General features: G+C 70.8%; 9 protein-coding genes and 1 pseudogene. 4 read left to right on the top strand and 6 right to left on the bottom strand.

Annotation, left to right across the window (positions count from 1 at the left end):
• Nucleotides 1–389: 389 nt before the first annotated feature.
• Both ACWEQO_RS03315 and arfA read left to right on the top strand, forming a co-directional pair.
• Nucleotides 390–1,046, top strand: a pseudogene (locus ACWEQO_RS03315) (ABC transporter substrate-binding protein); the annotation flags it as partial.
• A gap of 188 nt (nucleotides 1,047–1,234) precedes the next feature.
• Nucleotides 1,235–2,749, top strand: coding sequence for an arabinosylfuranosidase ArfA (arfA, locus tag ACWEQO_RS03310; protein WP_452978354.1), 1,515 nt, complete (start codon nucleotides 1,235–1,237; stop codon nucleotides 2,747–2,749).
• Between the two features lie 70 nt (nucleotides 2,750–2,819).
• Here the strand turns inward: arfA and ACWEQO_RS03305 are convergent, their stop codons facing one another.
• On the bottom strand, nucleotides 2,820–5,696 hold the full coding sequence (locus ACWEQO_RS03305; RefSeq protein ID WP_452978351.1) for a glycoside hydrolase family 35 protein: 2,877 nt from the start codon (nucleotides 5,694–5,696) through the stop codon (nucleotides 2,820–2,822).
• A gap of 314 nt (nucleotides 5,697–6,010) precedes the next feature.
• Here ACWEQO_RS03305 and ACWEQO_RS03300 point away from each other — a divergent pair, with 314 nt between their 5' ends.
• Nucleotides 6,011–6,661 (top strand): DUF4360 domain-containing protein, encoded by a 651-nt coding sequence (locus tag ACWEQO_RS03300; protein ID WP_361447967.1) that lies wholly within the window; start codon nucleotides 6,011–6,013, stop codon nucleotides 6,659–6,661.
• Nucleotides 6,662–7,038: 377 nt separating this feature from the next.
• On the top strand, nucleotides 7,039–7,680 hold the full coding sequence (locus ACWEQO_RS03295) for a hypothetical protein (protein WP_452978348.1): 642 nt from the start codon (nucleotides 7,039–7,041) through the stop codon (nucleotides 7,678–7,680).
• 105 nt (nucleotides 7,681–7,785) lie between these two features.
• Here ACWEQO_RS03295 and ACWEQO_RS03290 read toward each other — a convergent pair whose 3' ends face one another.
• From ACWEQO_RS03290 to chvE, 5 genes are all read right to left on the bottom strand, one after another.
• On the bottom strand, nucleotides 7,786–9,552 hold the full coding sequence (locus tag ACWEQO_RS03290; RefSeq protein ID WP_452978345.1) for a pyridoxal phosphate-dependent aminotransferase: 1,767 nt from the start codon (nucleotides 9,550–9,552) through the stop codon (nucleotides 7,786–7,788).
• A 185-nt stretch (nucleotides 9,553–9,737) separates the two neighbouring features.
• The gene (locus tag ACWEQO_RS03285) at nucleotides 9,738–10,913 is read right to left on the bottom strand and encodes an aldose epimerase family protein (RefSeq protein ID WP_361447976.1); all 1,176 of its coding nucleotides are present in this window, start codon (nucleotides 10,911–10,913) and stop codon (nucleotides 9,738–9,740) included.
• A 54-nt stretch (nucleotides 10,914–10,967) separates the two neighbouring features.
• Nucleotides 10,968–12,212 carry a multiple monosaccharide ABC transporter permease gene (gene mmsB, locus ACWEQO_RS03280; RefSeq protein WP_452978342.1) on the bottom strand — a complete coding sequence of 415 codons (1,245 nt, stop codon included), beginning with the start codon at nucleotides 12,210–12,212 and terminating at the stop codon, nucleotides 10,968–10,970.
• Nucleotides 12,209–13,822 carry a multiple monosaccharide ABC transporter ATP-binding protein gene (mmsA, locus tag ACWEQO_RS03275; protein WP_452978339.1) on the bottom strand — a complete coding sequence of 538 codons (1,614 nt, stop codon included), beginning with the start codon at nucleotides 13,820–13,822 and terminating at the stop codon, nucleotides 12,209–12,211. The genes mmsB and mmsA overlap by 4 nt, the downstream gene beginning before the upstream one ends.
• Before the next feature lie 43 nt (nucleotides 13,823–13,865).
• Nucleotides 13,866–14,978 carry a multiple monosaccharide ABC transporter substrate-binding protein gene (chvE, locus tag ACWEQO_RS03270; protein ID WP_452978337.1) on the bottom strand — a complete coding sequence of 371 codons (1,113 nt, stop codon included), beginning with the start codon at nucleotides 14,976–14,978 and terminating at the stop codon, nucleotides 13,866–13,868.
• Nucleotides 14,979–15,079 lie beyond the last annotated feature (101 nt).

Below are 15,079 nucleotides of genomic sequence, written 5' to 3'. Positions count from 1 at the left end.
CCCCGGGTGGCTGGTGACGTCGGACTGGTCGGCGGCGGGACGGTGCGCGCCACGACGCGGCCGGCGGCGCGCTTCACCCTCCCGCCCCCGGCACCGGTGCTCCACGCGCGTCAACCCCTGTACCGCGTGAATCGCTGAATTGTACGAGTCCCCCTCACCTTAGGGCCGTACAGCGCCCCTTGGTCGGGTGATGCGAGAAGCCGACGCCCTCCCGGGCCCGTTCTCGTCCGAACCATTGACGTGCCCCCGCCCGGCCCTTACGGTCCGTTCGAAGTTACGTGCCTCATCCGACATGTCGAACAATCTGTTATCCCGAACGAGCGGTGCGGGGTACGGCCCGCACGGGCCCGACCCCGCCGGCCACGAGAACCCGACAGATGGGGCAGGGCATGGGACGACCAGGCCTGAAACGCAGGCACTTACCGGCCGCGGCGGGCGGCCTGACGGTCGCGGGCAGCTTCGGCTTCGCGGCCCTCGGCACCGGCGCGGACGTCCTGGCCTGCGACGCCGGCACGCGGGTGCGGTACTGGAACCTCTTCAGCGGCGGCGACGGCTACGACATGATCGCGATGCCGGACGCCTTCCGGGAGGACCGCCCCGGCATCGACGTGGAGGACTCCACCCTCCGGTGGGGCAGCCCCTTCCGCGCCGAACTCGCCGTGGCCGCGGCGGGCAGCAGGGCGCCCGACCCGGGCGTCATGCACCTCGGCAGGGTCCCCGGCTTCTCGCCGGGCCGCCTCCTGGACCCGTGGGACCTCGGCCTGCTCGCCGAACACGGCGTGCGGGAGGAGGACTTCGACCCCGAGCTGTGGAAGCGGGCCGTCGCCGACGGCGAGCTCTACGACCTGCCCCTCGACGTTCATGTACAGCTCTGCTTCCACCGCAAGGACGTGCTGGGGAAGGCGGGCCCGCTCGGCGCCGACGGGCGCATGGTGCCCGTGACGCCGGCCGAGGAGTGGTCCGACGTGCTGGAGGAGGCCGGGAAGGCCACCGGGAAAGGGCCGCAGACCATCGGCCTGTGGGTCGACGACCAGAACTTCCAGTGGGCCCGGCCGAGGGCCGGCGGCCTCCCGGCGAGCCTGCCGCTGACCGTCGTCTTCGTCTTCTTGCAGCGCCAGATCGTGGCGGGCGTCGCGCACACCGGCCCCGCCGGCCGGTGGCCTCCTCCGCCGCACCGGCATCCGCACCCGCACCGGTATCCGCACCCGCACCGGCGAACCCCCGAAAGGAAAAGATGCGTACCGCCCGCTTCACCCTCGACCCCGCCTTCACCGTCGGCCCGGTCGACCCCCGCCTCTTCGGCTCCTTCGTCGAACACCTCGGCCGCTGCGTCTACACCGGCATTTACGAGCCCGGCCACCCCGCCGCCGACGCCGACGGCCTGCGCACCGACGTCCTGGACCTGGTCCGCGAACTCGGCGTCACCGCGATCCGCTACCCCGGCGGCAACTTCGTCTCCGGCTACAAGTGGGAGGACTCCGTCGGCCCGGTCGAGGACCGCCCGCGCCGCCTCGACCTCGCCTGGCACTCCACCGAGACCAACCGCTTCGGTCTGTCCGAGTACCTCTCCTTCCTGCGGAAGATCGGCCCGCAGGCCGAGCCCGTGATGGCCGTCAACCTCGGCACCCGGGGCGTCGCCGAGGCGCTCGAACTCCAGGAGTACGCCAACCACCCCGCCGGCACGGCCCTGTCCGACCTGCGCGTCGCGCACGGCGACAAGGACCCCTTCGGCATCCGGATGTGGTGCCTCGGCAACGAGATGGACGGCCCCTGGCAGACCGGCCACAAGACCGCCGAGGAGTACGGCCGCCTCGCCGCCGAGACCGCCCGCGCCATGCGCCAGCAGGACCCCGGCGTCGAACTGGTCGCCTGCGGCTCCTCGAGCCGGTCCATGCCCACCTTCGCCGCCTGGGAGGCGACGGTCCTCACCGAGGCATACGACCTCGTCGACCACATCTCCCTGCACGCCTACTACGAGCCGCACGACGGCGACCTCGACTCCTTCCTCGCCTCCGCCGTCGACGTGGAGTCCTTCATCGAGGACACCGTCGCCACCTGCGACCACGTCGGCGCGAAGCTCAAGTCCCCGAAGAAGATCAACCTCTCCTTCGACGAGTGGAACGTCTGGTACATGTCCCGCTGGCAGGAGCGGGCGACGACCCTCGCGCAGGACGACTGGCCCGAGGCGCCGCGCCTGCTGGAGGACAGCTACAGCGTCACCGACGCCGTCGTGTTCGGCTCGCTCCTCATCGCCCTGCTCCGGCACGCCGACCGGGTCAGGATCGCCTGCCTCGCCCAGCTCGTCAACGTCATCGCGCCGATCATGACCGAGCCGGGCGGCCCCGCCTGGCGCCAGACGACGTTCCACCCGTTCGCGCAGGCCTCCCGGTACGGCAGGGGCGAGGTCCTCGACGTCCGGGTGGACTCACCGACGTACGAGACGGCCCGGTACGGCACCGCCGACCTGCTGCACGCCACCGCCGTACGCGCCGAGGACGGCACGGTCACCGTGTTCGCCGTCAACCGGAGCCGCACCGGGGCGCTGCCGCTGGAGATCGCCCTCGGCGGCCTCGGTCTCACCACGGTCGTGGAGCACAGCGTCCTCGCGGACGCCGACCCCGACGCCCGCAACACCCTCGACGAACCCGAGCGGGTCACCCCGCACCCGGCCGAGGGCACGGGGCTGACGGACGGGCGGCTCACCGCCGTACTGGAACCGCTGTCCTGGAACGTGATCCGGCTGGCCTGAGCCCGACGGCGTGACGAACGTGATGACCATGGCGAAGGGGGGCTGCCGGAGGGGCCGCCGGGGCGGTGGGTCACCGTCCCGGGGATTCCACCGGCTCCACCGGCACCCCGCCGCGCACCGCGCCCAGCAGCGTCAGCCGCACCTCGCCCGGGCCGGCGGGTGTGGTCCCGTCGGACAGCACCGCCAGGGCCAGGGTGTTGGGCCCGCGGGTGCGGAGGATTCCGTTCGGCAGCACGAAGGTGTGCTGCGGGCCCACATCGTTGACGTACTGGCCCATGTTCCAGCCGTTCAGGAAGATCTGGACGCGGTAGGCGCGCTCCGGCTCGTCCTCGAGGACGAGACCGATCGACGCGTCCACGTCCGGATCGACGTCCAGCCGGAACTCCGTCCGGTACCAGGCCACCCCCTGCCGCCGGTCCCCGCGCGGAAGGTCCACGGTCTCCCAGTCCCGGTCCTCGTGGCCGGGCAGGTGCCAGCCCTCGCGCTCCCCGTACAGCCCGCCGTTGTTCAGCGCCCCCCGCACCCGGTCCGGCGCCCCCGCCCCCTGGATCCGCCAGCCGATCTCCGGGGAGGCGCCCTCGAAGGCGACGGAGGTCAGCCCACGTCCGCGCCCGGCCCCGGACGCCCGGGACGCGCCGTCCGCCTCCCCGCCCCCGCTCCCGGGCCCGCCGCTGTCGCCGTCGCTCTCCTGCCCGGCCTGCTGCATCGGCCGTACCAGCACGGACAGCACCCGCCCGCCCCGCTCGCGCAGACGCTCGGGCACGGGGAAGGCGGCCGTGGCGGTCCAGGAGCCCCGGCCCACCGTGTCCTCGTCCGGCGCCGGCATCCGGTGCGTGCCCAGTGGCTGCCCGTCCAGCCAGGCCATCAGCAGCCCCTGCGTCCCCGTGCGGTACGACAGGGACACCGAGGTGATGCCGCGCGCGTCCTCGAAGCGTCCCCGGTACCAGACGTCGCCGTAGTGGAAGCCGTAGTCGTCCGCGGACAGCACGGGCCGTCCCCCGGGCGCGGGAGCGCCGCCGCGGGAGGCGGTGCGGTCGGCGGCCGTCCACCGCGCGTCGTCGAAGTCCGGCTCGGCTTCCGGGTTCTCCGTCCGCCGCCGCCAGCCGCCGAGCGCGGGCAGGGACGGCGCGGGCGTGGCCGGCAGCAGCCCCTCCATCACCAGGCTCCCGGCCCGGCTGACCGTGGTGCGCACCGGCTGCCCGTTCCAGGTCACGGCGGTGACCCCGCGCGGCGCCCACACCTCCAGGCCGGTCTCACCGGCGACGTCGCCGGTGAGGTGGACGGTGGCGCCCCGCAGCGTGGCCGAGCGCAGCAGCGCCGGACCGTGGACCAGCAGCGGGCCGGACGGGGTCTCGTGGGGCCACAGCCGCAGCGCGGTCGCGTCGTCGGCGAACAGCAGCAGCATGGGCGTCCTCGAGTCGCCGTTCTCGACCAGCACCCGGTTCAGTCCGCCCACCCCCAGCGGCGCCACCACGTTCAGCCGGCCCTGGGCGTAGGACCAGGCGGGCTCGGTGTCCAGCCGGTTGGTGAGCGGCTGGGTGTCGCAGGCGAGGGAGACCTGCGCCGTCTCACCGGCCCGGCCCACGAACGCGGCGATGTCCTGCCGTCCGACGGTCAGTCGGAACAGCGGCTGCGCGGTGGAGAACGCCAGCTTCCGCCGTCCTAGCCGCAGCCCGGTGACGAGCAGTCTGGCGTCCCGTGCCCCGACCGTCACGGGCACCTCGATCCCGGTGCCCGGCAGCGCGGAGGTGACCTGTTCGGCGGAGTCGTTGTGCAGGACGTACACCTGGGCGCCGGTGTCCGGGTTGGCCAGGTGGTGGACCTTCAGCCGGTCGTCCTTCGCCCGCACCTCGCCGGCCGGCTCCAGCCGGGCGAGGTCCGGCACGGTCCGCAGCAGGTGCCCGAGCTGCTGCGACGGGGCCAGCTTGGAGGTGGGCCGGCGGGCCTGGCTGATCGGGGCCCCGTAGTCGTACGAGGTGTACACGTCGGGTGAGGAGAGCCACCCCCAGGACGTCCCGCCGGCCGCCATGCGCACGGTGTGCGCGGTGATCCCGGTGGCGAGCCGGGTGAGAAGGCCGCTCCGCACGTGGGCCGGGTCCCACTTCTCGCGCACTCCGACGTATCCCCGGCCGCCGGAGGAGACCCCGCCCCAGGGATCGGAGGCGCCCACGGCGGTCTCGGCGGCGAACCCGGGTCTCCGGGACCCGCCCGCGCGGCCGTCGTCGTGGAACAGCGGTACGTCGATCCCGTCGGCGCGCACCTTCCGGCGGAGGCGGGACAGGTGGGCGCCGCCGTCCGCTCCGCCGTACCGGTCCTCGAACCGGTACAGCAGCACCGTGCCACCGCCGCCGGTGAACAGATGCCGGACGGCGATGGCGTCCACCGCGCCCAGCCACTCCTCCACGTGCCGCGGATACGCCGGGTCCGTATCCGGGTTCCGGCCGGCCGGACCCTCGGCGGCCCTCAGCCAGCCGGGAAGGCCACCGGCGTCCAGATCGGCGGACCCCAGGTACGGCCCCGGGCGCAGGACGACGTACAGCTGCTCCTCGGCGGCCATGGTGAGGAACAGATCCAGGTCCCGCACACCGGTGAAGTCGTACCGGCCGGGAGCGGGGGAGTGCAGGTTCCAGGGGACGGGGACGCTGACCGCGTTGTGCCCGTGGGCGCGCAGCTTCTGCAGCACGTCCCGCCACAGCGACGGGCTCGGCAGCCGGAAGGGGTGCATCTCGCCCGACCACAGCACCAGCCGCCGGCCGTCGACCAGCAGCGAGTACCGGTCGAAGCCGACCTGGTGCCGCTTGCCGTCCGCGCGCGGCGCAGCGGGCGGCGGGCCCGTCGGCACGGTCTGCGCCGGGTACGTGCCGGTCGCAGCCTTGCTGCCGGCCAGCGCGAGGCCGAGCGCCGCCGTTCCGGTCAGCGCGGTGAAGGTACGCCTGCTGAGCTCCAAGGGAGCCGCCTCCTGGTGTGCTGCGTGTGCTCCTGGTGGGCCATTGTCTACGGATCGGCCCGCCGGTGTTCACACGAGGTTCCCGGTACGCCGGTTTCGCCCGGTGCGAATGGCCGGAGTTCGTCCTGCCCGCCGGCGGCCGTGCTGCGTACGATGCGAGCGCTCCCGGCCTTCACGCCACCTTCATGCCTCCTTCACGAGGGCCGGGGGCGCATGCATCCACATTGTTGTCAGGTGCATGACGCTTCAACGAAAAAGAAGGCGACACGAGTACGACGTCGCATCCACCCCCCACTGACCGGATTGGGAGAACCATGGCTGGTGGACTGCTTCTCGGCGGCGCGGTGGCCGCGCTGCTCGCCGCGGCGATACCCGCGCACAACCCGTCCTCCGCGTTCGACGACCCGCCCCCGGACAAGATCGTCATCGACATCGCCACGGTGAACGGCTCCGGCTGCCCCAAGGGCACGGCCGCGGTCGCCGTCTCCGAGGACAACACCGCGTTCACCGTGACCTACAGCGACTACCTCGCCCAGGCGGGCGGCAACTCCGACCCCACGGCATCCCGCAAGAACTGCCAGCTCAGCCTCGTCGTCCACGTCCCCCAGGGCTTCACCTACGCCATCGCCAGCGCCGACTACCGCGGCTTCGCCGCCCTCCAGCCCGGCGCGAGGGGCACCCAGCGGGCGTCGTACTACTTCCAGGGCTCCCCGAACACGGAGTACCGCACCCACGTCTACGACGGCCCCCACGACGACAACTGGCAGGCCACGGACACCACCGACTGGGCCCAGCTCGTCTACGCCCCCTGCGGCGTCCTGCGCAACTTCAACATCAACACCGAACTGCGCGTCAGCGCGGGCACCAAAACCCCCGACAAGGTCAGCTTCATGACCATGGACTCCACCGACGGGGACATCAGCACCACCTACCACATGGCCTGGAAGGAGTGCCCGGCCTCCTGACCTGCGAGGCTCGCACGGGCACCGGGGGAGACCGGCCCGCCGTCCCGCCGATCCAGCAGGGCACGGCCCGGCTCCTCCGGTGAACGGGCGTACGCAGTGGGTCGCCCGAGATGCCAAACCGCCGGTGCGGTACTAGGCTCAATTGCTGAATGCCGCACGCACGGCACGCCCGGCCGACCGGTTCCCGGTAGAGCGGACCAAGGCCACAGTGACCGCCCGTGAGAGGCGACCTGGAGGCGTCGGCGGTCGAGTTCGTGCTCAAGACGACATGCGGTGACATCAGAAGACCCTGCCGCAATTCCGATGTGCGGCTGCGGCCGTCCGTTCCCGCGCTTCCTGTCGGAGACGCGGGAGATGATGGAGCGAGAGGTATTCCCATGCGAGCACAACGCGCGAAGCGTCTGGCCGCGGTGTCCGCCGCCGGGCTGGTGATAGCCGGTGGCGTCGCGGTGGGCACGGCAGGCACTGCTTCGGCGTCCGTCGCGTCCTCGTCCTACAGCCACAGCCAGGGCGACCACGACGGCTACGGCCGCGGTGGTCATGGCGACCACGACGGCTACGGCCGTGGTGGTTACGGCGACCACCACAACGGCTACGACCGTGGTGGTTATGGCGACCACCACAACTACAACCGCGGCGGCCACTACAACGACTACAACCGGGTCGGCGGCGACCACGACGGCTACGGCCGCGGTGGTTACGGCGACCACCACAACGGCTACGACCGTGGCGGTTACGGCGACCGCTACGACAACGGCTACTACCACCGCTACGACCGCGGTGATTACGGCGACCACTACAACCACTACAACCGCTACGACCGTGGTGGTTACGGCGACCGTTACGACAACGGCTACTACAACCGCGGCGGCCACTACAACGACTACAACCGGGTCGGTGGCGACCACGACGGCCACGGCCGCGGTGGTTACGGCGACCACCACAACGGCTACGACCGTGGCGGTTACGGCGACCACCACAACGGCTACGACCGTGGCGGTTACGGCAACCACCACTAGGGAGACGAGGACTGACACGACACCGGCAACGGTTCGATGTGCGGCCCCGGACGGGGCCGCACATCGAGTTCTCCCGGTCGGGCCCGGCCCGACCGGCGGGCCTGTTCAGAGCACCTGGCCCATGCCCGCCGCCTCCGGCCAGTTCTGCGCCTGCCCTCCGGACCAGCCGCCCGCGGGGGCCGGGGAGAGGCCGTCGGTGCCTCTGACCTGGGCCGCCGTGAGGCCGCCACGGGCGGGGACGCCGGGCGGGGTGGGGCCGGTGGGCATCTGCATCTGGGCCGGTACCGGAGCCGGGGCGGGCGCCTGCGGGGGCGGGTAGGGGGCCGCGGCGGACATGGGCGCCGGAGCCGGTACCCGAGCCGGCGCCGCCAGGGGGTGCGGCATCAGCTGCGGGTCGGGCTGCTGCGGCACCGGAGGCTGCTGCATGGGCTGTTGCACAGGCTGCTGCACGGGTTGCGGCATCTGCTGCGGCACCGGCGGGGGCATCTGCTGCGCGCCCTGCGAGGACGCCGCCGGCATCGGCATCCCGCCGTCCGCGCCCACCGGGACGGGGGACGGGGCGGCGGGGAGCGGCATGCCGATGCCGGCGGCCGGAGCGGCGGGGAGGCCCGGGGCGTGTGCACCGGCGCCGGCGCCGATGGCCTGAGCGGCGAGGCCCTGGGTGCCTGCGCCGTTGGTCTCGCTGACCAGGCGGTCTATCGCCGCCGTGCCCGAGCTGTAGCCGGTCCCTGTGGCCTGCTCGGGCACGGCGGTTCCCCTCCTGGAGGTCCCGTAGAGCACCTGTTCCAGGCCGGACACCAGGCGGCGTACGTCCACCTGGGGACGTACCACGAGACGCAGGAAGCGGCTGGAGGAGCCGATCTTGTTGCCGCACTCGCGGACCAGGAGCCGGTGCTCGGTGAGCATGCGGTCCCGGACCACGGTGCCCTCGGCGCCCACGGGGAGGCGCACGAAGAGGAAGTTGCCCTGGGACGGGTAGACCGTCAGGCCGGGCAGTGAGGAGAGCTGGCCGGACATGTCCATCCGGTCGCGGCGTACCTGGTGGAGGCTCTGCTGGTACTCGGCGCCGTGCTCCTTCAGCATGAACACCACGTGCTCGGCGAAGGAGTTGAGGTTCCACTTCGGCAGCATCGAGCGGATGCGGCCCGCGAGCGAGGGGTTGGCGACGAGGTAGCCGAAGCGGATACCGTGCAGGCCGAAGTTCTTGCCGAGGCTGCGCAGGACGATGACGTTGGGGCGGAGCATCGCCTCCTGCACCACCGACGGTTCCACCTCGGCGTCGGCGAACTCCAGGAACGACTCGTCGATCACCACCAGGTCCAGGTCGGCCATCGCGTCCATGAACTGCACGAGCGCGTGCTTGTGCAGGAAGCCGCCGTCGGGGTTGTTGGGGTTGCAGATCACCGCGACCTTCGTGCCCCGGGCCCGGATGAACTCGGCGTACTGGGCGAGGTCGAGGGCGAAGCCGCCGGATTCCTGGAGCGGGAACATGTCGACCCGCTTGCCGGTCTCCATGGGCTGGTCGGTCCAGCGGCCGAAGGTGGGGACGGGGACGGCGAGGGACTCGCGGACCAGCAGGTGGTCGATCCAGGTGATGAGTTCGGTGGATCCGTTGCCCATGGCCACGCACTGCGGCGGGAGTTGGAGCAGGTCGCACAGCTCGGCCGTGATGGTGTCGGCGCTGCTCGGGTAGTACGTGATGATGTCGCGCAGCCGGGCCGCCATGTCCTCGAACATGGCGGGGGTGGGGAAGTACGGGTTGCACGGGATGCAGAAGTCCACCAGGCCGGCCCCGTCGCTCTCGCGCGCCAGCGCAGCCATCGACGGGCTGTGCGCCGCGTTGCTGCGGAACAGCGAGGTGACGTCGGCCATGGAACCTCCGGGGACGGCGGGCCCGCCGGGGAGGTCGTGAGCCCGTCATGCGTGGGTGGCCCGCGCGGGGGGAGCACGGACCACCCGTACATACGAAGGTGAGTGTGGCGCTGTTCAACCGGTGTGAAAAAACTGTGACGGAATGAACCCGGGGCACGTGAGGTGCGTCGCGCCCCGCGCCGGGGTCAGACGCCGAACGAGTGGACCGTCGTCGTCCGGTACGTCTCACCCGGCCGCAGGACGGTCGAGGGGAACGACGGCTGGTTCGGCGAGTCGGGGAAGTGCTGGGTCTCCAGGCACAGTCCGTCCCCCTGGCGGTAGACCCGTCCGCCGGTGCCGACGAGGGTGCCGTCGAGGAAGTTGCCGGAGTAGAACTGCAGGCCCGGCTCGGTGGTGGCGATCCGCAGGGTGCGGCCGGAGGCCGGGTCGCGGAGCGTGGCGGCGGGTCCGGGGCGGGCGGTGACGCCCTTGTCGAGCACCCAGTTGTGGTCGAAACCCTGCCCGTACAGCATCTGCCGGTGGGCGACGCGCAGGTCCCGGCCGACCGGCTTGGCGCGGCGGAAGTCGAACGGGGTGCCGCCGACCCGGGCGAGTTCGCCGGTGGGGATCAGTCCCGCGTCGACCGGTGTGTAGCGGGCGGCGGCGATGGACAGGTCGTGGTCCTGGATCGAGCCGCCGCTCTCGCCGGCGAGGTTCCAGTAGACGTGGCTGGTGAGGTTGACGACGGTGGCCCGGTCGGTGGTGGCCGCGTAGTCGACGCGCCAGTCGCCGTGCCGGGTGAGGGTGTACGTCACCCTCACCCGCAGTGTGCCCGGGTAGCCCATCTCGCCGTCGACGGAGACGTGGTGCAGGCGCAGTCCGACGTCGGACCCCTCGGTGAACGGCTCGACGTCCCAGACCCGCTTGTCGAAGCCCTGCGCGCCGCCGTGCAGGCTGTTGGCGCCGTCGTTGACGGAGAGCTGGTGCTCCTTGCCGTCGAGGGTGAAGCGGCCCTTGCCGATCCGGTTGCCGTAGCGGCCGATCAGGGCGCCGAAGTAGGGGCTGGAGGCGACGTACTCCTCGAGGGTGCGAAAGCCGAGGGAGACGTTCGCGTAGCGGCCCCGGCGGTCGGGGATCTCCAGCGACCGGACGATGCCGCCGTAGGACAGGACCGCCATCCGGGTCCCGCCGTTCTCCAGCGACCAGCTGTGGACCCTGGTGCCGTCCGCGAGCGTGCCGAAGAGCGTCCGCACCGGCTTCCCCCGGCCGCCACCGCCCCCGGCCGGCGAGGCGTGTGCCGTGCCGCCGCCGACCGCGGTGGCGGCGACCCCGGCGGCCGCGGCCGCCGCACCCGTCATGACCGTGCGTCTGTTCAGTTCCATACGTTGCAGCTCCTCATGGAGAGGGCCCCGCCGTCCGGCGGGGCCCGAGCCGACCTACGAACCGACCTTGCGCTTGTTCCACACGTCGAAGCCGACCGCCGCCAGGAGCACCAGGCCCTTGATGACCTGCTGCCAGTCGGTGCCGATGCCGACGAGGTTCATACCGTTGTTCAGCACGCCCAGGACCAGACCGCCGATGATCGCGCCGAGCACGGTGCCGACACCGCCGCTCATCGACGCGCCGCCGATGAACGCGGCCGCGATCGCCTCGAGTTCGAAGTTGAGGCCGGCCTTGGGAGAGGCCGCGTTGAAGCGGGCGGCGAAGACCAGGCCCGCCAGGGCCGCGAGCATGCCCATGTTCAGGAAGACCAGGAAGGTGACCTTCTTGTCCCGCACGCCGGACAGCTTGGCCGCCGGCAGGTTGCCGCCGATGGCGTAGATGTGGCGGCCGATGACGGCGTTGCGCATCACGTAGCCGAAGCCGACGAGCAGCGCGCCGAGGATCAGCAGCACGATCGGGGCGCCCTTGTAGCTGGCGAGCAGCAGCGTGACGGTGAGGATGGCGGCGGTGAGCGCCACCAGCTTCAGCAGGAACAGCTTGGCGGGCAGGACGTCGAGGGCGAACTCCTGCTGGCGGCGCCGGTCACGGACCTCCTGGAGCACCACGAGCGCGATCAGTCCGAGGCCGAGCAGCAGGGTGAGGTTGTGGTAGTTCGTCTCCGGGCCGACCTCGGGCAGGAAGCCGTTGGCGACCTTCTGCAGTCCGCGCGGGAACGGGCCGAGGGTCTGGCCCTCCAGGAAGATCTCGGTCAGACCGCGGAAGGTGAGCATGCCCGCCAGGGTCACGATGAACGACGGTATGCCGCCGTACGCGATGAACCACCCCTGCACGGCGCCCGCGACGGCGCCCACGGCCAGGCACAGCACCACCGCCATCGGCCAGGGGATGTCGTTGCGGACCATGAACACCGCGGCCATCGACCCGACGAACGCCGTCAGCGAGCCGACCGACAGGTCGATGTGGCCCGAGATGATGACCAGCATCATGCCGATCGCGAGGATCAGGATGTAGCTGTTCTGCAGCACCAGGTTGGACACGTTGCGCGGCAGGATCAGGTCACCGTCGGTCCACACCGCGAACAGCGCCACGATCAGGCCGAGGGCGAACAGCATGCCGTACTGGCGCATGTTGCGGCGCATGCCGTCCAGCATCAGCCGGAGCAGGCCGTCACCGGTGCCCGCCCCGTTCCTGCCCGGCGGCGCGGCGGCCGGGGTCTTGTCGGTGACATCCGTGCTCATTGGGTTACCTCTTCGTCCTTCTGGTTCTTCTCGCCCTGCGTGTCCCGTGTGTCCCGTGCGTCCCGCGCGTCCTGCCTGTCCTTCGTCATGCGGCGCATCAGCGATTCCTGGGAGGCCTCGGCCCGTGAGAACTCCCCGGTCAGCCGTCCCGCGGCCATCGTGTAGATGCGGTCGCACATGCCGAGCAGTTCGGGCAGCTCGGAGGAGATGAAGACGACCGCCTTGCCCTGGGCGGCCAGCCGGTCGATGACCGTGTAGATCTCGTACTTGGCGCCGACGTCGATGCCGCGGGTCGGTTCGTCCAGGATCAGCACCTCGGGCCCCGCGAAGATCCACTTGCTGAGGACGACCTTCTGCTGGTTGCCGCCGGACAGCTTGCCCACCGGTTCGAAGACGGTCGGCGCCTTGATGTTCATGGACGTGCGGAAACCCTCGGCCACCTGGCGTTCCTCGTGTTCGTCCACGACGCCCCGCCGGGCGACCTTGCCCAGCGCGCTGAGCGAGATGTTGCGGTTGATGGTGTCGATGAGGTTCAGGCCGTAGTGCTTGCGGTCCTCGGTGACGTACGCGATGCCGTGGCGTACCGCCTCGGGGACGGTCTTCGTCCGGACCTCCCGGCCGTCCCGGAGGACCGTGCCGGCCGCGTGCCGGCCGTAGGTGCGGCCGAAGACGCTCATCGCCAGCTCGGTGCGGCCGGCGCCCATCAGACCGGCGATGCCGACGATCTCGCCGCGCCGGACCTCCAGGGAGACGTCGTCGACGACCTTGCGCTGCTGGTCGATGGGGTGGTGCACGGTCCAGTTGCGGATCTCGAGCGCCGGGGCCGTGCCCTCCTCCGGGTGGTGCGGGGTCCGCTCGGGGAAGCGGTGTTCCAGGTCGCGGCCGACCATGCCGCTGATGATCCGGTCCTCGGTGGTCCCGGCCGCCTTCACGTCGAGCGTCTCGATGGTCTGCCCGTCCCGCAGGATCGTCACCGAGTCGGCGACCTTGCGGATCTCGTTCAGCTTGTGGGAGATGATGATCGAGGTGATGCCCTGTTCCTTCAACTGGAGTATCAGGTCGAGCAGTTTGCCGCTGTCCTCGTCGTTGAGCGCCGCGGTCGGCTCGTCGAGGATGAGCAGCTTCACCTCCTTCGACAACGCCTTGGCGATCTCCACCAACTGCTGCTTGCCCACGCCGATGTCGGCGACCCGGGTCTCGGGGTGGTCCTCGAGCCCGACCCGGCGCAGCAGTTCGGTGGCGTGCCGCAGCGTCTCGTGCCAGTCGATGCGGCCGTGCCGGGCGTGCTCGTTGCCGAGGAAGATGTTCTCCGCGAGGGAGAGGTAGGGCACCAGGGCCAGTTCCTGGTGGATGATGACGATACCGCGCTGCTCGCTGGCCCTGATGTCCTTGAACCGGCAGGTCTCCCCCTCGAAGAGGATCTCCCCTTCGTAACTGCCGTGCGGGTGGACGCCGGAGAGGACCTTCATCAGGGTCGACTTGCCGGCGCCGTTCTCGCCGCAGATGGCGTGGACCTCGCCCCGCCGGACGGTCAGTGTGACGTCCGACAGCGCCTTGACGCCGGGAAAGGTCTTGACGATCGAGCGCATTTCCAGGACGGGTCCCGCCATGGTCGTGCCTTCCAGTCAGTGGTGGATCGGTCGGTGGCGGCGGTTACTTGAGGTCGCTCTCCTTGATGTAGCCGGAGTCGACGACGACCTCCCGGTAGTTCTCCTTGTCCACGGCGACCGGCTCCAGCAGGTAGGCCGGCACGACCTTCGCCCCGTTGTCGTAGGTCTTGGTGTCGTTGACCTCGGGCTCCTTGTCGTTGAGCAGCGCGTCGACCATGTTGGTGGCGACCTTGGCCAGCTCGCGGGTGTCCTTGTAGACGGTCATCGACTGCTGGTCGGCGATGATCGACTTCACCGAGGCGACCTCGGCGTCCTGGCCGGTGACGATCGGCAGCGGCTTGCTCTTGGAGCCGTAGTCGTCCGACTTCAGGGCGGACAGGATGCCGATGGAGATGCCGTCGTAGGGGGAGAGGACCGCGTCGACCCGCCCGCTCTTGTAGGACGAGGTCAGGATGTCGTCCATGCGCTTCTGGGCGGTGCCGCCGTCCCAGCGCAGGGTGGTGACCTGGTTGAGTTCGGTCTGGCCGGAGCGGACGACGAGCTGCTTCTTGTCGATGTACGGCTTCAGGACGTTCATCGCGCCCTGGAAGAAGTAGCGGGTGTTGTTGTCGTCGTTGGAGCCGGCGAACAGCTCGATGTTGAACGGCCCCTTCTCGCTGCCGTCCTTCAGGCCGAGCTTGTCCAGGATGTAGGTGCCCTGGAGCTCGCCCACCTTCTCGTTGTCGAACGAGGCGTAGTAGCCGACGTTCTCGGTGCCGAGGATCAGGCGGTCGTAGGAGATCACCGGGATGTCGGCGTCCTTGGCCTGCTGCAGCACGTTGTTCAGCGACTTGTTGTCGATGGCCGCGACGATCAGCGCCTTCACGCCCTGCGTGATCAGGTTCTCGACCTGCGCGACCTGCTGGTCCGGGTCGTCCTCGCCGTAGACCAGCTTGGTCTTGTAGCCCTTGGACTGCAGGTCCTTCTCGACGTTTTTGCCGTCGGCGATCCAGCGCTCGGAGGACTTGGTCGGCATCGCGATGCCGATGGTCGCCCCCTCGGATCCTCCCTTGTCCTCCTCGCTGCCGCCCTCGCTGTTCTGGCCGCAGGCGGACAGGGTGAGGGCGAGCGAGGCGGCGGTGGCCACGGCGGCGAGGGCGGCTCTGCGGTTACGCATGATCATCATCCTTGAGGTGTGTGCCGGGGCGGTGACGTGCGGGCCGGTACAGAGGTGCGACGTCGCTTCCGGGGCAGGGTGTCTGACGAGAACCGAGAAAG

It is taken from the genome of Streptomyces sp. NPDC004051, assembly GCF_053604275.1.
The sequence above is the reverse complement of the archived record's forward strand: the minus strand, read 5'-3'. Positions and strand labels throughout refer to the sequence as shown.